Raw genomic sequence first — 18040 nt, 5'->3', positions numbered from 1 at the left:
GCTGCCTTCGAGCCGGAGGGTCCGCGGCCCTTACGTGAGTACATGAAGCTATCGTGAGATGCGCCGTCGCCTTGCTTGCCGTGGTGCTCGCGTCGCCGGGAGAACCGCTCTTTGCAAGCGGCGAATTCGCGCAGGCGGCGGCGGCCGATCGAGCTTGGCTGCAAAGCCACCCCGGCGACATCGACGCGCAGCTGCGCGTCGGCGCCGTCGCGCTGTACGAAAACCGCATCGGCGCCGCCGAACCGCCGATCCTCGCGGTGATCTCCAAAGAACCAAACAACACGCGCGCTACCCGCCTGCTTGCCGAACTCAATCGTCGTCAGGAAGAGGCGCATCGCAGCGCTACGGTCAGCGGCCGGAGTACGCGCGTGCCGTTTGTAGCGTCGTCACCGCTGCCGGTCGTGCGCGTCGTTGCCAACGGCACGGCGGCAAACTTTCTCGTCGATACCGGTGCCGACGTGATCGTCGACCCGGTATTCGCCAAGCGCATCGGCCTCGCGCCCTACGGCCGCAGCATCGGCACGTTTGCCGGCAACAAACAAGCGCCGGTGCAGAACGGCATGCTGCGCTCGCTCTCGCTCGGCGGAGCAACGGCCGCCGAAGTTCCGGTGCACGTGTTACCGACGCGCGCCGAGTCGCTCTTTCCGAAGGTGCAGATCGACGGCATCCTCGGCACGACGCTCTTCGAGCGTTTTTTGGTAACGATCGACTACCCCAACGCGGCGCTGATTCTGCGGCCGCGCTCGGCGCAGGTCTCGGCGGCGTTCCAAGCTGACGCCGCAGCGGCGAAAAACACGATCGTGCCCTTCTATCTCGTCGGCGATCACTTCGTCTTTGCGAAGGCGCAGGTCAACGACGCGCCGCCCGGGCTCTTTCTCTTCGATTCCGGGCTCGCGGGCGGCGGCCTGATGCCGACGTCGAAGCTGCTTTCCGCCGCGCGCATCACGCTCGACAGCGCCCACCAAGGTGTCGGCATCGGCGGCGGCGGCGCGGTCGTCGACGTGCCGCTGCGCGCCGCGCGCGTCGCGGTGGGATCGGCGGTGCAGCACGACGTTCCCGGGCTCTACACGCCGGAAGGATCGCCGCTCGACGCCTTTCCCTTCACCGCCTCGGGCATCATCTCCAACGACTTTCTGCGAAACTACGCCTTCACGGTCGACTTCGACGCGATGCGCATCGTCTTAGCCGCACCCGCCGCCGTCGGGGTGGCGCAGATTTTCGATGAGACCTTTCGCCGACTGCAGTCGTATCCGGTTCCACCGTACGCCATCTGGACGGCGACGTGGCACATCCGCGCGCACCCGATGGGCTACTATTCGGGCGAATCGTCGTCGGTCGAGACGCACCGCTACGCCGTTCGGCTCTCCGACGGGATGGAGAACGTCAGCGACCCCGGCACGAACGGCAAGCTGCCGCCGGCGCTTATCGAGCCCGAGTTTCTCGGCCCGTTTGCCTGGCTCGTGCGCTCCTCGGTTCGCGTCGCGCCGCGCGACAACGGCGTCGTGATGGTTCCGGATATCGCCGGACTCAAGACTATCGCGCACGTCGTCGTCTCGGCCAAGCCTTCCTATACGTTTCGCGCCGCGCCGAACGGCTCGCTGCCGGTCGAAACGATCGACGGGCGCGAAGCCTACCATCTCGAGCTGCATCCAACCGATCGGCCCGAGGTCCACAACCTGCGCGATCTCTGGATCGACGTCTCCACGTACGACCTGCTCAAGGTGCACTTCGTCGGCACGTACCGGCCGGTTCCCAACGCACCGCTGAGCCCAACCGAGGCGACCGTCTATTTCCGCTCCGTGCTCGGCGCGTGGGTCGTTACGCGATCGCTCTGGAACTACGACGATGCCCCGATTCGCTTCCAGTACGACGTGCAGAACGACGAGATCGGTCTGCCCGCAACGCTGCCGGATTGGCTCTTCGATCAGGCTGCCTACGACCAGCACCAACGCGCGGGCGTCCCGGATTATCTGGGGCAGGTGCTCGACCAACTGCGAAAAGGCGGCTACTCGGGGTCGCCGCCGTCCGACGGCGGTTCGCGGCGGAAGAACTCGGGCGAGAGCTGCGACGGGATCGGCGTAAACGCGCGCGGCGACTGTTTGTAGTTGAAGACGTTGAGGATGCTCGTCGAACGCTGGTCGGTCGTCTTGAGCGAGCCCAGCGCCCAGTTCTGTTCGATGTACTTCAGGATGCTGCCGAACTCATACCGCGTGTGCGAGATCGCGCCTTTGGGCACGTAGGGCGAGACGACGAGCAGGGGGACGCGAAAGCCCAGGCCGCCTTTCTCATCGAGCAGCGGCGGTTTTACGTGATCGTACAGGCCGCCCCAGTCATCCCAGACGACAACGATCGCCGAGCTCTTCCAATACGCACTCTTACCGATCGCGTTGACGATGCTCGCAACCCACTGCGGACCGCGATCGACCAGCGTGCCTGGATGGTCCGAATCGTTGTTGGTCGGAATCACCCAAGCAACGGCGGGCAGCGTGCCATTCGAAATATCGTCGAAGATCTTGGTTTGCGGCATCGAGACGTTGGTTCCCCACTCGCTGCCGTTGCGGACGGGTGCGATCACGTCGAACGCGTTGAGCAGCGCACCCGCGCACTGCGTGCAGCCGTTGCCGCAGCCCGGGCTCGCCACGAAGCACGGCGAGTAGTACTTCCACGAGACGCCTTTGGCGTCGAGCAGATCGCGCAGCGTCGCATAGGCGCTGCCCATTGAGGGAAAGTTGGTCGTGCAGGGGCGCGGCCCCTTATCCTCCTCGAACTTCAGCTCGCTCGTGAGCAGATCGGTGCGCGCCGTCTTCGACGAGTCGCAGCCCCAGGGCATTCCGGTCGGCGTGTCGACCAGGCTCTTGCCCACGGCGATCTGCGTGTTGCCGCGGATCAGGTCCTGATGCGCGGTAAAACTCCCGCTGCCTTGCGTCTGGAAGAGGTGGTCGCCGAGCACGTACTGTTTGGCGAGATCCCAGTAGGGCGCGATCTGTTTGGGATTGACGTACTGATAAGCAATCGTGCCGATCGTCGGCCCGCCGCCGCTCGAGCCGCGCGGGCAGACGCCCTTTGGCTCGAGGTTGAACGCGTCCATCTTCCCGCCGTCCTTCGCCGTCACGAACGAGTAGCGGCAGTGGCCGATATCGGTATTCATCACGAGCGCGCTCTGATGCAGCGCGATCGATTTCACCACGTACTTGCCGCCCTCGCGCACTTTTTCTAGGCCCATCGTCGTGCCGTCGGCGCCGGGGAACGTGGCAAACAAATTGTCGAAGCTGCGGTTCTCCTGCACGATGACGACGACGTGCGCGATCGGGGAGCTCTGCTGCGCGTGGGGAGGCATCCGCGAAAACGGGGCGAGCGCTCCGGTTGCCGTACCGCCGCAGCCCGCGAGGACGGCGGCGAAGCTTGCAACGGCGGCAAACCGGAGGCTCAACTTATTGGTCGTCGAGCGGTAAGCCGGAAGGCTTCTGGTGCAGGAAGAACTCGCGCGAGTACTTCGCGGGAATGAGTTTGAACTTCCGCGGCTTCTGGCCGTAGTTGAACATATCGGCGATGCTTGTCGAGGTCGCATCGGTCGTGCCGAGCGAACCGAGATTCCAGTTGTCTTCGATGTACCGGATGATGCTGCCGAAGCCGTACGCGGTGTGCGAAATTTCGTTTGCCGGAACGTACGGCGAGGCAACGATCATGCCGACGCGGAAGCCCGGGCCCCCTTGTTTATCGAGTTTGGGCGGCTTGACTTCGTCGTAGAAGCCGCCCCAGTCGTCCCACACGACAATGATGGCCGTCGAGCTCCAGGCCGGGCTCTGGCCGATCCCGTTGACGACCTGCGCCACCCACGACGGGCCCTTGTCGGAGCCGTAGGCGGGGTGATCGGAGTTGATCGCATCGGGGATCACCCACGCGACCTGCGGCAGCTTGCCGTTCTGCGCATCGGTGATGACTTGCTGCGGCGGACTGATGACGTGCTGGTTCCACTCGCTCGGATTGTTGAACAGCGAACTGATCACTGCAAAGCCGTTCCAGAGGGCGCCCGGGGTGCCCAGCTTTTCGGGGGGCGCGTAGTACTTCCACGTAATACCGGCCTTCGCGAAGAGATCCGCTAGCGTCTCGTAGTTGGCGCCCGAGGACGGGAAGTCGCTCGTACACGGAAACGGGCCCTTGACGTGTTCGTAGACGAGCTTTGTCGTAATCAGGTTGGTCTTGGTCCCCGGCCGGGCGTTGCAGCCCCACGCCGCCGACGACGTCGGATCGTCGATCAGGCTCTCCGTTGGATCGATCGCCGTGCCGCCGCGGATCAGATCCTGGTGTGCGGTAAAGCTGCCGCTGCCTTGCGTTTGGAACATCATGTCGGCAAGACCGTACTGCGTCGCGATGGTCCAGTACGGTTGCACCTGTGCTGGGTTGACGTAAACGTAGGGCTTGTTGCCTTCCGGTTTGCCGTTGCTCGTGTAAATGATCTGATTGAAGGCGTCCATATTACCGCCTCGATAGGCGATGCGATACGAGACGTACAAATGGTTGAGGTTCCGCTTGCTCTCTAAGTTCACTTCGGCGAGATTGACGGTAACGGTCTTGGCCTTCTTGCCTTTGCCGATGCGCTGCAGCCCGGTGGTCGTGCCGGTCGCGCCGGGGAACGTCGCGAAGAGCGTATTGAACGTACGATTCTCTTGTACCATCACGACGATGTGCTGGATCGGGGTCGACCCGGTCTTCTTGTGTCCGCCATCGGCCACATTCGGGACCACGGCTGAGTGTGAACTGCCGCCGCATGCGGTCAAGCTTAGCGAGATTGTAAGAAGGACTCCGACAAGAAACGATACTCGAGAAGGCATATACGATCTCCGTTGCTGATGGGAAGCCTCCCCCTCTTCTTCGCCTAGGCGCGGTTTACTTGGTCTCGCAAGCGGCTGCGTTGACCTGGGTCAATCATAACTTTCGCGAACGCTCTCCAGCAGCGTTTGCCCGAACTCGACGGGCGTTCCATCGCCATCGAGCACGTCTACACCAAATCCCGGATAGAGGCTAACAAAGCGCTCTTGCTTCCAGCGAGCGACCGACCAGCGGTCGCGAGCGACCGACCAGCGGTCGCGCGCGGCCTTTTCATAGGGCCAGGGCGGCATCCCTTCGCGGTCCGAGCGAATATCGCGGCCGTCCGACGTGCGAATCCTCACTTGAAATCCCTCAACGCGCGCGATCTTCATCTCGAGGGTCCCGATCTTCATACAATGGGCCTTCGGGCGGGCCGGCGTGCGAACCCCTTACCGCTTAAATAGAAACGGCCAAAACTCGTCTAAAGTTCTGGCCGGATTAATCTCGGGCTGACTGGATTCGAACCAGCGATCTCTAGTCCCCCAGACTAGCGCGATAACCAAGCTTCGCTACAGCCCGTTGGCTTTTTTCCGCTTCCTGCGCGAGCGGTTGCCGCCGATCGCGTCCTTGAGCGATTTTCCGGCGACGAAGGCCGGAACCTTTCGTGACGGGATGTTAATCGGCTCTCCGGTTTTCGGATTGCGTCCGGCACGAGCCTTGCGCGAGCGCACGACGAAGCTCCCGAAAGGATTTAGCGCGACGCGGTCGCCTTTCAGGAGCGCTCCCTTGATCTCGTTGAGGATCAAGTCTACTATTTCGCCAGCCTTTCGCCTGGAGAGCTCAGCCTCTATGGCGACGGCGTCGACGACATCTGCTTTTGTCAACGTCGCATCTCCTACTCGGCTCGGAGAGGAGCAATCGTTCAACAGCGTGGCTCGGCTGCCTTCAGGCGGCGAGAATTTCCGCGAGCGCGCGCAGCGCGAGGATGTAGCCGGCCGCGCCGAGGCCGGTCACGACTCCCCGGCAGGCTGCCGCCGTCACGCTCGTTCGGCGAAATTCCTCTCGGGCGGCGACGTTCGACAGGTGCACTTCGACGACGGGGATGCGGATCGCGGCGATCGCGTCGGCGATCGCGTACGAATAGTGCGCGTAGGCGCCGGGGTTGATGACGACGCCGGCATCGGTTTTGCGAGCGGCGTGCAGCGCGTCGATCAGGCGGCCTTCGCCGTTGTACTGCTCGCAGCGAACCTCGAAATGGAACTCCTTCGCGGCCAGAAGAATCGCGCCGTTGAGTTCCTCGAGTGTTTGCGTTCCGTAGAGCTCCGGCTCTCGCTCGCCGAGCAGATCCAGATTTGGCCCGTGTAAAACCAAAACGCGCATCGTTGGGCCCTTCTTTGGAGGAAAAGCGCGAGCCTTTGCCCCAGAGGCGCTCATGCCCGACAGAATCCTCGCCGCCTCCGCGGTCGACGCCGGCATCGCGATCACCGCCGCCATTACGACCGGTCTCGTCGGCGAGATCCGCGATCGGCACGACCTTTGGCCGACGGCCACGGCCGCGGTCGGGCGATTAGCAACCGGCGCCGCGCTTCTGGCCGCCAATCTCAAGGGCAACGAGCGAATTTCGCTGCAGATCGCCGGCGACGGGCCGCTCGGGAATATTGCGGCCGACGCATGGTTTCTCGACGAACAGACGATCGGCGCGCGCGGCTACGCGCGCAACGGGCAAGTAGAGCTTCCCGTCGACGAGCGCGGCAAGTTCAACGTTGCGGGCGCGGTTGGGAAAGGTTCCCTTCAAGTGACGCGCTCGACCGATGTCGGGCAGCCGTACGTCGGCGTCGTTCCGCTGGCAAGCGGCGAGATCGCCGAAGATCTAGCCGCCTACCTCGCGCAATCCGAACAGATTCCCAGCATCGTCGCGCTGGGCGTGCTGGCGAATCCCAACGGCGTCATTGCCGCCGGCGGTATTATCGCGCAAGCGCTGCCCGGTGCCGACGAAAAGCTGCTCGCGGCGCTCGAAGCACGCGCCGTCGCGATGCCGCCGGTCACGCAGCAAATTTCGCAGGGCGCCGATGCCGAGGCGCTGCTGCGTTCGATCGCCGGCGACACGGAACTGCGCGCCATCCGCCCGCTCGATGTGCGCTTCGCGTGCCGCTGCACTCGCGCGAAGGTCGAAGCGGTGCTGCTCGGCCTGGGCGCCGACGAACTGCTCGCTCTCACCCGCGAACGCGACCTCACCGAAGCCACCTGCGAATACTGCAAAACCGAATACGTGTTTACCGCGGATGAGGTAAGGGAGCTGTCCGCTCGAGTGTCATGAGCTGCCGCCCTACAGCGAGCTTATGGTTTCAGTGCAAAAACCGTGCCGCCGTTGTTCGCGCCGCCGCTCGAGGTCGTGCCGTAAAGAACCCCATTTACCGGCGTCAGCTCCGACATCGGATGACAGCCGTCGGCACTCCCCGCAAAGCGATGGAGTACCCGCTCCACAATCGACGCAGCCCGTTTACCGGTAATCTCGAAAATCGTTCCACAACCGGCGTCGCCGCCCGCCGAAGTGGTGCCGTAGACGGCACCTCCCATACGGATGACACCCCCTTCAGGCTGCGCCCCATCGTTCGACGACGCACCGAAGCTATATCCCCAGGGCCGTCCATACCCAGGGTCACGATAAACACTCCCCTGCCGGAACTTGCCGCCCGTTTCGGTCGTTCCGTAGAAGCGAGGGCCCTTAACGATCGCCAGAGCGCCGGACGGCGACACCCCGCCGTTGTAATCGCCAAAGCCGAAGACCATGCCCTCTTGGCCGCTGGTGGTCACGCGAAAGACCGTGCCCGTGTTATACAGGCCGCCAAGCTTCGTCGTGCCGTAAAGCGCGCCGTCGTAAACGGAGAGGCGCCCATAGGGATTGGCTGGGCCGATGGCCGTGTGCCCGAAGCTATAGATGGTCGTTGGTTCCCCGGACGGTCCGGTTTTGAATACGGTGCCACACCCTAAGACTCCGCAGGACCCGAAACCGCCGCCGTTGACAGTCGTTCCATAGAACTCACCGTTGAGTTCCGTTAATCCGCCATAGGGGTGTGCCGCCTCGGTGAAACCCTTGACCCAGTTCACCTTGCCGTTTAGACCGATGCTATAGACGCTGCCGTAGCCCTTGGGCCCGCCTTGCGATGCCGTCCCGTAAAGCGTGCGCCCGACAAGCAGCAGCGTTGAACTCGTTCCTTGCTCGGCCCTGCCGAAATCACGCACGACGTGAAACTTCTTTCCGCTGATATCGACCCGGAATATGTTTCCTTTATGGTGCGCCCCGCCGCAGGTCGTGGTTCCGTACAGCGTCGTTCCCGCAGCGACGAGTCCGCCGATCGGAGTACAGCCATTGCTTCCTTTAAACTGCACGAGCGTGCTAAAACCGGCGCTGGTTCTTGCGGCGCCCGCGCTCGCCGGTGCGTCAGGAATTAGCGCCGGCGTGGACGGTCGCGAACACGCGGCGAGCGCAATCAAAAAAAATACAGCAGCAACCGGCTTCATAAGTGGCCCTCCCTTTCGGGAGAACATCCTTCATTTGCGCGGCCTTACCTCCGAAAAACCCTTATCGAGCGCCTTTTTGAGCAAAAGGCCCTCGCGCCTGTTCGGCCGCTCGGCCCACGGGTTAGGCCGTTTGCGCCTCCCTAAGAGCGCAGAATGCGGACGAACCTGCGGGAGCCTACCGACAAGACGGCCGGCTCGGTAGTATTCCACGGCTGATTCGCTTCTTTCACCGGTTCGCCGTCGATCTTCACGCCGCCGCCGGAAATCAATCGTTCGGCGGCGCGTTTGCTTTCGGCAAAACCCGCCTTGACGAGAAGTTCGCTGACGCGCTTGCAATCGCCCAGCTCGATCTCCGGCAGGTTCTCCGTTGGAATCTCTTTGCGCTGGACGGTGCGCTCGAAGAAATCGCGCGCTGCCGCAGCCTCACCCGCACCGTGATAGCGCGCCACAATTTCTTCCGCAAGCCGCTTCTTCTCATCCATCGCTTTCACGCGCCCGGCGGCGATGTCGTCGTCGAGCTTAGCCGAATCTCCCGAGGAGCGGAACGCCGCGTACCGCGCGTATGCCGGAAGCAGCTCGTCGGAGATTCTCATCAGCTTCCCAAACTGCTCGGTCGCAGATTCCCCGACGCCGACGTAGTTGCCGAGTGACTTGCTCATCTTCTTCTCGCCGTCGAGGCCAACGAGCAGCGGCACGGTCGCGCAAATCTGCGGCAGCTGCCCGAACTCGCGCTGAAAGTGGCGGCCGAGAAGCAGGTTGAAGAGTTGATCCGTCCCGCCGAGCTCCACATCGGCTTCGATCGCCACCGAATCATAGGCCTGCGCCACCGGATAGAGCAGCTCGTGCAGCGAGATCGGCGCGCCGGCCTCGAAACGCTCGTGAAAGTCGTTGCGCTCGAGCATTTGCGCGATGGTCGCCTTCGCCAGCAGCTTCACCAGATCGCTGAAGCCGAGCTTGTCGAGCCATTCGGAGTTGTAGCGAATCTCGATGCGCTCCAGATCGAGCACCTTGCCGGCCTGCTCGGTGTAGGTCTGCATGTTCGCCTCGATCTCTTCTTGCGAAAGCTGCGGACGCGTGACGTTTCGTCCGCTCGGATCCCCGATGCGCGCGGTGAAATCGCCGATGATCAGCGTCACATGGTGCCCCGCTTGCGCGAAGCGCTGCAGCTGATTCAGAACCACCATAAAGCCGAGGTGAAGATCGGGGCTCGTCGGGTCGATTCCCAGCTTGACCCGAAGCGGACGCCCCAGCTTGAGCCGTTGCTCGAAATCGGCAACGGTCTCGACGTGATCGAAACCGTCGAGCAGTTCGGCCGCCGTCACCCGCGCAGCTCCAGGATCGTCACGCCGCTGGATCCCTCCTCTTCGTTACCGTAGCGGTAGCTCGTCACCGCCGCATGACCGCGAAGATACTCCTGCAGGCCGCGCCCCAACATGCCGGTTCCCTTACCGTGAATCAGCCGCAACTCGAGGTTACCCGCAAGCAGCGCATCGTCGATCCAGCGTTCGACCAGCGGCTCGGCTTCGGCGTAACGCTTTCCCCGTACGTCGAGCGACGCGACGCTTCTACCAGCCGCCGCCATCCGCGTATCGGCGGTGACGGCGCTCGACCGCGCGCGTTTGGGAGGCGCCCCCAAACGCGTGACATCGCTTTTCTCCACCATCATCTTCATTGAACCGATCGAAACGAGCAACCTTTCGTCCCAGTCCTCCGAAACGACGGCTTCTTGATCGAGCGAGCGAATCCGCACGCGATCGCCGAGCGCAAAGGTTTGATCGTCCTGCGCGCGCTGCGCTTCGGGGCGGATGCCGAGATCCTGACGGATCGCTTCGATCGTTTGAGCCAGCGCCGCCGTCTGCCCCGGCGTCACGCGCGCGCGCCGTCGCGCACCGTGTTCTGACGATTCGTCGGCGCGCCGCTGCAGCTCGCGGGTGAAATCGCGCAGACCCTGCGCCAAACGCTCTTCGGCGTTCGCGCCGAAGCGGCGCCGCTGCGCATCGAGCTCGTCCCGATCGTGCCGCAGCGACTCGCCCTGCACGGCGACCGCTCGGCGTTCGCCCTCCAAGCGCGTTCGCGACTCCCGCAGCTCGCTGTTGCGCAGCGAAAGCTCGGCAAGCGCCGCTTCGTAATCGCGCTCGCGATCCTCCATCAACTCGGTCGCGCGCGCGACGATTGCCTCGGAAAGACCCAGACGCGTCGCGAGCGGAAACGCCAGCGACTGCCCCGGCGCGCCGATGTCGAGCTCGAAGGTTGGCTGAAAGGTTGTCGAGTCGAAGCGAACGCTCGCGTTGGCGACGCCGGGCGTGGAGTGCGCGAAAAGCTTGAGCTCCGTGGAGTGCGTCGAAACGATCGCTTTCGCGCCGCATGCCAGCAGCCGTTCGAGCATCGCGACCGCGAGCGCCGTGCCCGCCGCGGGTTCGGTGCCGCCGCCGATTTCATCGACGATCGCCAAGGTGCGCGAGCCGGCATCTTCGAGGATCTCGCGCATGCGCTGTAAGTGCGCGGAGAAGGTCGACGCGTTGGCCGCCAGCGACTGCTCGTCGCCGATATCGGCGACCACGCGCTCGAAGCGCCCGATGCACGTCGCCCCGCCGGCCGGCAGCTGCAGTCCGCAATACGCCATGACGACGTAGAGCCCGGCCATCTTCAGCGCGACGGTCTTGCCTCCCATGTTCGGGCCGCTGATCACCAGCAGCCGCGTCGCGTCGTCGAGCCGCAGCGACTGCGGCACCGCACGCGAATCGAGCAAAGGGTGCCGGCCATTGTCGACGATCAAACTCGGCTCGTCGCTCAGCTCGGGCATCACGCCGCCGCCGCGGCGCGCCAGTTCGGCCTTCGCCGCGAGCAGATCGAGCGTTGCGAGCACTTCGACGTTCGCCTCGACCTCGGCCGCGCGTGCGCCGACTTGCGCGGAGAGTACCTGCAGAACGCGCTGCACCTCGCGCTCCTCTTCGATCTGCAGCGTGCGCACGCGGTTGTTGCTGTCGAGCGCCGACAGCGGCTCGACGAAGAGCGTCTGGCCGCTCGAGCTGGTATCGTGCACGATGCTGGGCAGGCTGCCGGCAAACTCCGCCTTAATCGGAATGACGAAGCGCCCGTTGCGAATCGTGACCACGCGGTCCTGAATCGCTTTGGCGTACTTGGCGCCGTTGAGGATCGAAGAGATGCGATCGCGCGCCTCGCCTTGCGCCGCAACGAGGCTGCGCCGGATCCGCCCCAGCGCATGCGATGCACGATCCAGAACCGTGCCGCGTTCGTCGATCGCGTCGACGAGCGAATGCGCCAGCTCGCGCAACGGCGTGTAGGGCGCGACGACCGAGGCTAAGTCCGGATGCTCGCGCACCGCCTTGTGCGCGGCGGCGGCCGCTGCCAGCGCATCGCCGACCGAACGCAGCTCCGCCGCGGCGAGCGTTCGGCCGACCTGCGCGGCTTCGGTGTAGGGCGCCGTGTCGATCGCCGGCATGATCGTGACGTCGGCGCTCGCCGCGAGCGAGCGCATCGCTTCGGTGCGCAGCTGCTCCCGGCGCACGATCGCAAAATCCGCATCGGGCAGCAGATCGTTGGCCAACGCACGACCGCGCTGCGTCCGCGTCGCGGAGACGACACGCTCGCGCACTCGCGCGAAGTCGAGCGCGTCGAGGGTGCGAGCATCTGCGAGGCTCATCGGAATCGGCGGGCTACGCGAGCTTCGTCTTTACCAGCTCGTTGGCCAGGGCCGGATCGGCCTTGCCGCGCGAGGCCTTCATCACCTGGCCGACGAGAAAGCCGAGCACGTTGGTTTTGCCGGCTTTGTAATCGGCGACGACCTTTTCGTTGGCGGCCAGCACCTCGTCGACGAATCGCTCGATCGCGGCCGGGTCGCTGGTCTGCGCCAAGCCTTCGCGCTCGACGAGCGCCGTGGGTGAACCGGCGCCGTCCCACATGCGCACGAGCAGGTCCTTAGCGATCTTCGAGTTGATCTTCTTGCCCTCGACGAGCTCGATCAGCTCGGCGAGATGCCCGACGTCGACCTTCGAATCGGCGACCGCAACGCCGGTCTCGTTGGCCAAGCGCGAGAGCTCGCCGAGCACGAAGTTGCTCGACTGCTGCGGATTGCGGCTACGCGCGACGACGTCGTCGAAATACTGCGCGAGCGAGAGATTATCGATCAGCTGGGTCGCGGCGTTGACGGCGAGGCCGTACTCCTTGGTGTACCGCTCGAAGCGGCGCCACGGCATCGCCGGGAGTGCGGCCTGCAGCCGGTCGACGAGCTCGCGTGGAATCTCCAGCGGCACGAGGTCGGGATCGGGAAAGTAACGGTAGTCGTGCGCTTCTTCCTTGCTGCGCATCGAATGCGTGACGCCCTTGAGCTCGTCCCAGCCGCGCGTCTCCTGAACGATTCGCCCGCCGCCCGCGAGCAACGCGATCTGCCGCGCGATCTCGCTCTCGATCGCGCGCTCGACGGAACGGAACGAGTTCATGTTCTTGATCTCGGTCTTCGTGCCGAGCCGATCGGAGCCGGCCGGACGCACGGAAACGTTGGCATCGCAGCGCAGCGAGCCTTCCTCCATCTTCACGTCGCTCACGCCGAGCGCCAGCAGCGTCCGGCGCAGCGACTCGAGGTAGGCGACGGCGTCGCGCGCGCTGTGCAGCTCGGGTTCGGAGACGCACTCCATCAACGGAACGCCGGCGCGATTGAAATCGAGCAATGAGTACGAGCTGCCGGCGATGCGGCCGTCGCCCGAACCGGCGTGCGTCGATTTGCCGGTGTCTTCTTCCAGGTGGATGCGCGTGAGGCGGCAGCTTTTCAGCGAGCCGTCATCGAGCCAGTACATCACCTCGCCGCCGACGGTCAGCGGCATGTCGTACTGGGAAATTTGGTAATCCTTGGGCATGTCGGGATAAAAGTAGTTCTTGCGATCGAACTTCGAAAACACCGGAATCTCGGCGCCGAAGGCGAGCCCCGTCCGAACGATGTGCGTGAGTGCCTGTTCGTTGGGCACCGGCAGCGCGCCGGGCATTCCCAAACAGACCGGGCACGTCTTCGTGTTCGGCTCGCCGCCGAACTCGTTGAGGCAGCCGCAGAACATCTTGGTCTGCGTCTTGAGCTCGACGTGACACTCCACGCCGATGACCGCTTCGTACTGCGTCACGCTCGCACTCCTGCAAGCTCCGGCTTGTGCGCCAGCGCGTGATTGGTCGCGCGCTCGTACGCATGGGCGGCGCCCAGCAGCAGCCGCTCGGCAAAGAGCGGCGCCGCAAGCTGCAGGCCGATCGGCATCGGGCGGCTCGCGCCCTCGGGCATGACCCAGCCGCACGGCACCGAGAGCGCCGGCAAGCCGGCCAGCGACATCGGAATCGTGTAGTAGTCCATCAGATACATGCTGTAGGGATCGCTCTTGGCGTTGAACTCGAACGCCGGACAGCTCGCCGCCGGGCACGCGATCAGATCGCAGCCGGCAAAGGCGGCCGCGAAATCGCGCGCGATCAGCGTGCGCGCCTTCTGGGCGCGAACGTAGTACGCGTCGTAGTAGCCGCTCGAAAGTGCGTGCGTGCCGATGAGGATGCGCCGCTTCACCTCCGGGCCGAACCCGGCGGCGCGCGTCTTGTCGTACATCGAGCGCACGTCCTCGCCCTCGACCCGCAGGCCGTAGCGCACGCCGTCGAAGCGCGCGAGATTCGAGGAACACTCCGCGGGCGCGATCAGATAGTAGGTCGCCAAGCCGTAGTCAGCCGTCGGCAGCGAGACTTCGACCAGCTCGGCACCCAGGCGTTCGAGATCGCGGTAGGCGTTGCGATAGAGCGCGTCGCTCTCCTCGCCCAAAACCTTCGTATCGAACTCGCGCACCAGGCCGATGCGCAGGCCGGAGAGGTCCTCGCGTAGTCCCGAAGCCGCCGGCTCGACCGGACGATCGATCGAGGTCGCATCCATCACGTCGTAGCCGGCCATTGCGTCGTAGGCGAACGCCGCATCCTCCACGGTGCGCGTGAGCGGACCGATCTGATCGAGGCTCGAGGCAAAGGCAATCAGCCCGTAGCGCGAGATGCGTCCGTACGTTGGTTTGAAGCCGATGAGATTGCAGAACGCGCCGGGTTCGCGAATCGAGCCGCCGGTATCGCTGCCCAGACCGATCGCCGCTTCGTAAGCCGCGACCGCCGCGGCGGAGCCGCCGCTCGATCCCCCGGGGACGCACGTGAGATCGTAGGGATTGCGGGTGACGCCGAGCGCCGAGTTTTCGCAGGAGCTGCCCATCGCGAACTCGTCGCAGTTCGCTTTGCCGATCGGCACCGCGCCGGCCTCGAGCATGCGTGCGACGGCGGTCGCCGTGTACGGCGCAATCCAGTGCTCGAGAATTTTGCTGCCGCACGTCGTGCGCGTGTTCTCGAGGCACATGTTGTCTTTTACCGCGATCGGTACGCCGGCGAGCGGCAGGTGCGCGCCGTTGCGCACGCGCTCGTCGACGTGACGGGCGTGAGACTCGGCGACGTCGCGCAGCAGCGTCAGATACGATCCAACCTCGCCTTCGACGGCCTCCGCGTGCGCCAGCGTCGCGGCCGTCACCTCGGCGGCGCTGGTAGTGCGGGCATTGACGTCGCGCGCGATCTCGGCGGCGCTGCGCGCGATCGTTGCTTCCATCGTCATTCCGCCTTACTCCGCGAGGATGCGGGGCACGCGGAAGAAACCGCCCTGCCGCTGCGGCGCGGCACTGAGGACGACCTCGCGGTCGAGGCAGGGACGAACCGTATCTTCACGCCCGACGTTGCGAGATTCGACGACTTGCGCGGTCGCCGGAACGCTCGCCGTATCGAGCTCCGAGAGCGCGTTGACGTGGCCGAGCAACTCCGCGAGCTCTTTGGAGAAGCGCTCGATCTCTTCGTCGGTCAGGGCGATGCGCGCGAGTTTTGCGACGTAGCGGATGTCGATCGTATCGGGTGTCAAGTTCGAGAAACCTCAGAGTGCTCCAAGCGGACCAGCGTCTCGACGTGCCCGGTCTGCGGAAACATATCAAATGGCTGCACGTCGTCGAGCCGGTAGCCTTTGGCTGCCAGGAACTTCAAATCCCGCGCCAGCGTCGCCGCGTCGCACGAAAGGTACCACACCTTTCCCACGCGAGCGTCGGCAATCGCGCGCAGGACGGCCTCTTCGCTGCCTTTCCGCGGCGGGTCGAGAAAAACGGCATCGGCCTCGCGCAGGATCTTCGCAACGCGCGGCGCCCGGGTCAGTTCTTCAACGCGCCCGGTTTCGAAGCGGGCGCGCTCGGAGAGGGCGTTGAGCCGCGCGTTGGCATTGGCTTCGGCGATCGCGCGAGGGCTCTCTTCGATGCCGTAAACCTGCCAGCCGTGGCGCGCGAAAAAGAGCGCGAACGTCCCCGCGCCGCAGTAGAGGTCGACGATGCGTCCCGGCCGCGCGAGCCACGGCGTCATGAAGGCGAAGATGCGCTCGAGTATCTCGACGTTGATCTGAAAGAACGAGCCGGCCGAAATCCGGTAGCGCACGCCGCCCGCCGTTTCTTCGACCTCCGTCGCGCCGGCGAGATAGCGATGGTGGCGCCCGAGGATGGCGTTGCCGCTGCGCGGGTCGTACGAGTTGCTCAGTCCTGCGGCCGACGGCAAATCGGGTAAGAGCTTTGCGGCGACCTGCTCGCCGTCGTCGATCGGCCGCGCGGTCGTTACGCTAAGAACCGCGCGATCGGCGGAGCGCGACGCTCGCGCCACGAGGTGGCGAGCCGGGCGAAGCACGGCGGCGCCGGCGGCTCGCGTTCGCGCCCGCAGGAGCTCAGCAAGCAGCGTGTCGAGCCTCGGTGTAACGATCGGACACGCGTCGATCGGCACGATGTCGTGCGAGCGCTGGCGATAGAAGCCCAGCGTCGGCTGCGCATCGCGATGCTCGACAACCAGGGCCATTTTGTTACGGTAGGCGCGCGGTCGCTCCATTCCGATCGTTTCGCCGACCGAGACTTCACCGAGGCCGCCGATCCGCATCAACGCGTTGCGCACGACGCCCTGCTTCCACTTCAGCTGCGCGCCGTAGGCGAGATGCTGGAGCTGGCAGCCGCCGCAGGTTCCGAAGACCGAGCAGAAGGGCGTCGCGCGATCCGGCGACTCGCGCAGCAGCTCGAGCATTTCGGCGACCGCGTAGCTGCGCTTGCGCGTCTCGATGCGAACCCGCGCCCGCTCGCCCGCCAGCGGACCAAAGCAGAAAACGACGAGCGCCTCCGCGCGGCCCACCCCTTGGCCGTTGGCGAGTACGTCCGTGAATTCGATCTCCAGTTCGTCGCCGGCCTGCAGGCCGGAGCCGTCGTTAGGCGCTGTGTCGCTGTTCGTCAAGCGCCTTCAACAGAGAGTTCGCTTCGTCGATCAGCTCTTGGATGCGTTGCGTCGTCGGGTCCTCGCGTGACTCGTCGGAGGCCAACCGGAAGATCGCGTAGGTCAATGCGGCGGCCAAGCCCACGACGCCGATTCCCACACCGACCCACATCATTTTGCGCGACTGCATACCCCCTACTATTCGCGCCGCGGGCCTAAAGTTACTTCGTCGACGAACTGCTGCGTCGAGTGCTTGGGGTCGCCGTCCCCGTGTACGCCGAAGTAGAGCCAGCCGGCGCGGCCCGCATAGGCGCCGAGGTTCCAATTGCCGCGGATCCAGGCATTCGCGTGATTCGAGGAGCGGTAGAGATTGACGATGACGTTCCCGCCGTTGTCGAGCAGATCGGCCTCTTGAAACGCGTACGCCGTGTCGCGCTCGTCGCTGAGCTGATAGAGGTGCGCCGTCAGCACGGCATTGGCCGGGATCGTCACCTGCTGGCAGACGCCCGAATCGCCCGCGGGTTCGCCCGTGCCCGTGCGCGTCCCGGAATATTCGTCGTAGCGGCCGCGAAACGGGTGCTGTCGCGTTACGTACACCGGCGCGCTGCCGCACTGATACCATCCGCCGTCGACGTTCCCCGTCTCGAAGCCGGGATTCGTCAGCAGATTATTCGGTACGCGCAGCAGCCGCGGCGTAAACGCGTGAGGGATCGTAAAGTGCGGCGGCGTCGGCGTTCGCTGCGGCGGCGCCTGCGCCGTGACCGCGAGGCCGAGCAGGAGCGCCCAACGGCCGTCAATCCTCCGCATGGATATGACGTCGATCGTTGACGCGCAGGATCTTCGCTTCTCCGCCCTCGACTCGCAGCTGCGAGATGCTGCCCGGCGCGAAGCTCAGCGAAAGATGCTCGCCGCCGGCTGCCGATTCGGAAAGCTTAAGCACCGTAAACATCGCGTGCAGCGGCCCCGCATGCGTCACCACGACGGCTCGCTCGAGCCGCTGCGCCCCCAGATCGTCGAGAAAGGAACCAACGCGCACGCAGACGTCTTCAAACGATTCGCCGCCTTCGGGCGTGTAGTGTTTCGCGGCGGTCGAGCCCAGGCCGTATAGATGCGGATTGCGCGCGACGATCTCGACCCACGTCAAGCCTTCCCACGCACCGAAATCGAACTCGCGCAAGCGTTCGTCGGTAAGGATCTCCGCGTCGTGCGGTTCTCCGACGATCTGCGCCGTCTCGAACGCACGCTGGAGATCGCTCGAATAGATCCGGTCGATCCGCTTCGATTTCAGCGCATCGGCAGCGGCGAGTGCGTGCGCGCGGCCCGTCGGTGAAAGCGGAACGTTCGTCCTTCCTTGAAAACGCCGCGATGCGTTCCACTCGGTCGGCCCGTGCCGAATCAGCGTCAAGAGCATTCCCGCCGAGGA

17 protein-coding genes and 1 tRNA gene are annotated in these 18040 nt (G+C 64.8%); 2 read left to right on the top strand and 16 right to left on the bottom strand.

All coding sequences use genetic code 11. The features are described from left to right. The first annotated feature begins 53 nt into the window (after positions 1-53). Entirely contained in the window at positions 54-2105 is a 2052-nt protein-coding gene (locus tag VGG51_06830) for an aspartyl protease family protein (protein ID HEY1882736.1), read from the top strand. Here VGG51_06830 and VGG51_06825 read toward each other — a convergent pair. From VGG51_06825 to aroQ, 6 genes are all read right to left on the bottom strand, one after another. Further along, positions 2006-3430, bottom strand: a complete 1425-nt coding sequence (locus VGG51_06825; GenBank protein HEY1882735.1) for an alkaline phosphatase family protein — start codon at positions 3428-3430, stop codon at positions 2006-2008. The genes VGG51_06830 and VGG51_06825 overlap by 100 nt on opposite strands. Position 3431: 1 nt before the next feature. Beyond that, entirely contained in the window at positions 3432-4733 is a 1302-nt protein-coding gene (locus tag VGG51_06820) for an alkaline phosphatase family protein (GenBank protein ID HEY1882734.1), read from the bottom strand. Between the two features lie 189 nt (positions 4734-4922). Next, a complete protein-coding gene (locus VGG51_06815) occupies positions 4923-5222 on the bottom strand; it encodes a hypothetical protein (protein ID HEY1882733.1) in 300 nt (99 codons plus the stop codon). Between the two features lie 91 nt (positions 5223-5313). Then, positions 5314-5388 (bottom strand) — tRNA-Pro (locus tag VGG51_06810). Further along, on the bottom strand, positions 5379-5693 hold the full coding sequence (locus VGG51_06805; GenBank protein ID HEY1882732.1) for an HU family DNA-binding protein: 315 nt from the start codon (positions 5691-5693) through the stop codon (positions 5379-5381). Before VGG51_06805 ends, VGG51_06810 begins: the two co-directional genes overlap by 10 nt. Before the next feature lie 61 nt (positions 5694-5754). Continuing rightward, positions 5755-6189 carry a type II 3-dehydroquinate dehydratase gene (aroQ, locus tag VGG51_06800; GenBank protein ID HEY1882731.1) on the bottom strand — a complete coding sequence of 145 codons (435 nt, stop codon included), beginning with the start codon at positions 6187-6189 and terminating at the stop codon, positions 5755-5757. Positions 6190-6241: 52 nt separating this feature from the next. Between aroQ and hslO the strand changes: the two genes are divergently transcribed. Continuing rightward, a complete protein-coding gene (hslO, locus tag VGG51_06795; GenBank protein HEY1882730.1) occupies positions 6242-7126 on the top strand; it encodes an Hsp33 family molecular chaperone HslO in 885 nt (294 codons plus the stop codon). 20 nt (positions 7127-7146) lie between these two features. Here hslO and VGG51_06790 read toward each other — a convergent pair whose 3' ends face one another. From VGG51_06790 to VGG51_06745, 10 genes are all read right to left on the bottom strand, one after another. After that, entirely contained in the window at positions 7147-8331 is a 1185-nt protein-coding gene (locus VGG51_06790; GenBank protein ID HEY1882729.1) for a choice-of-anchor tandem repeat GloVer-containing protein, read from the bottom strand. Between the two features lie 140 nt (positions 8332-8471). Further along, the gene (gene tyrS / locus VGG51_06785; protein ID HEY1882728.1) at positions 8472-9653 is read right to left on the bottom strand and encodes a tyrosine--tRNA ligase; all 1182 of its coding nucleotides are present in this window, start codon (positions 9651-9653) and stop codon (positions 8472-8474) included. After that, positions 9650-11995 (bottom strand): endonuclease MutS2, encoded by a 2346-nt coding sequence (locus VGG51_06780; GenBank protein ID HEY1882727.1) that lies wholly within the window; start codon positions 11993-11995, stop codon positions 9650-9652. Before VGG51_06780 ends, tyrS begins: the two co-directional genes overlap by 4 nt. Positions 11996-12008: 13 nt before the next feature. Then, the gene (gene gatB, locus VGG51_06775) at positions 12009-13463 is read right to left on the bottom strand and encodes an Asp-tRNA(Asn)/Glu-tRNA(Gln) amidotransferase subunit GatB (protein ID HEY1882726.1); all 1455 of its coding nucleotides are present in this window, start codon (positions 13461-13463) and stop codon (positions 12009-12011) included. Further along, positions 13460-14953: an Asp-tRNA(Asn)/Glu-tRNA(Gln) amidotransferase subunit GatA gene (gene gatA / locus VGG51_06770; GenBank protein ID HEY1882725.1), complete on the bottom strand. Its 1494-nt coding sequence runs from the start codon at positions 14951-14953 to the stop codon at positions 13460-13462. Before gatA ends, gatB begins: the two co-directional genes overlap by 4 nt. A gap of 6 nt (positions 14954-14959) precedes the next feature. Continuing rightward, positions 14960-15250 (bottom strand): Asp-tRNA(Asn)/Glu-tRNA(Gln) amidotransferase subunit GatC, encoded by a 291-nt coding sequence (gatC, locus tag VGG51_06765; protein HEY1882724.1) that lies wholly within the window; start codon positions 15248-15250, stop codon positions 14960-14962. Next, entirely contained in the window at positions 15247-16638 is a 1392-nt protein-coding gene (gene rlmD, locus VGG51_06760) for a 23S rRNA (uracil(1939)-C(5))-methyltransferase RlmD (GenBank protein HEY1882723.1), read from the bottom strand. Before rlmD ends, gatC begins: the two co-directional genes overlap by 4 nt. Next, a complete protein-coding gene (locus VGG51_06755) occupies positions 16613-16807 on the bottom strand; it encodes a hypothetical protein (protein HEY1882722.1) in 195 nt (64 codons plus the stop codon). Before VGG51_06755 ends, rlmD begins: the two co-directional genes overlap by 26 nt. A gap of 8 nt (positions 16808-16815) precedes the next feature. Then, entirely contained in the window at positions 16816-17424 is a 609-nt protein-coding gene (locus VGG51_06750) for a hypothetical protein (GenBank protein HEY1882721.1), read from the bottom strand. Then, a complete protein-coding gene (locus VGG51_06745) occupies positions 17411-18028 on the bottom strand; it encodes a histidine phosphatase family protein (protein HEY1882720.1) in 618 nt (205 codons plus the stop codon). Before VGG51_06745 ends, VGG51_06750 begins: the two co-directional genes overlap by 14 nt. Between the last annotated feature and the right edge of the window lie 12 nt (positions 18029-18040).

This window comes from Candidatus Cybelea sp., assembly GCA_036489315.1.
Classification (GTDB): domain Bacteria; phylum Vulcanimicrobiota; class Vulcanimicrobiia; order Vulcanimicrobiales; family Vulcanimicrobiaceae; genus Cybelea.
Note: the sequence above shows the minus strand (reverse complement) of the source record. Positions and strands in the feature narration are given on the sequence as shown.

What these genes read in the sequence shown, in the direction of transcription:
- VGG51_06815 (HEY1882733.1), bottom strand. Translation starts at nt 5,222, where the DNA reads ATGAAGATCGGGACCCTCGAGATGAAGATCGCGCGCGTTGAGGGATTT.
- aroQ (HEY1882731.1), bottom strand. Translation starts at nt 6,189, where the DNA reads ATGCGCGTTTTGGTTTTACACGGGCCAAATCTGGATCTGCTCGGCGAG.
- hslO (HEY1882730.1), top strand. Translation starts at nt 6,242, where the DNA reads ATGCCCGACAGAATCCTCGCCGCCTCCGCGGTCGACGCCGGCATCGCG.
- VGG51_06790 (HEY1882729.1), bottom strand. Translation starts at nt 8,331, where the DNA reads ATGAAGCCGGTTGCTGCTGTATTTTTTTTGATTGCGCTCGCCGCGTGT.
- VGG51_06780 (HEY1882727.1), bottom strand. Translation starts at nt 11,995, where the DNA reads ATGAGCCTCGCAGATGCTCGCACCCTCGACGCGCTCGACTTCGCGCGA.
- gatA (HEY1882725.1), bottom strand. Translation starts at nt 14,953, where the DNA reads ATGACGATGGAAGCAACGATCGCGCGCAGCGCCGCCGAGATCGCGCGC.
- VGG51_06755 (HEY1882722.1), bottom strand. Translation starts at nt 16,807, where the DNA reads ATGCAGTCGCGCAAAATGATGTGGGTCGGTGTGGGAATCGGCGTCGTG.
- VGG51_06750 (HEY1882721.1), bottom strand. Translation starts at nt 17,424, where the DNA reads ATGCGGAGGATTGACGGCCGTTGGGCGCTCCTGCTCGGCCTCGCGGTC.
- VGG51_06745 (HEY1882720.1), bottom strand. Translation starts at nt 18,028, where the DNA reads ATGCTCTTGACGCTGATTCGGCACGGGCCGACCGAGTGGAACGCATCG.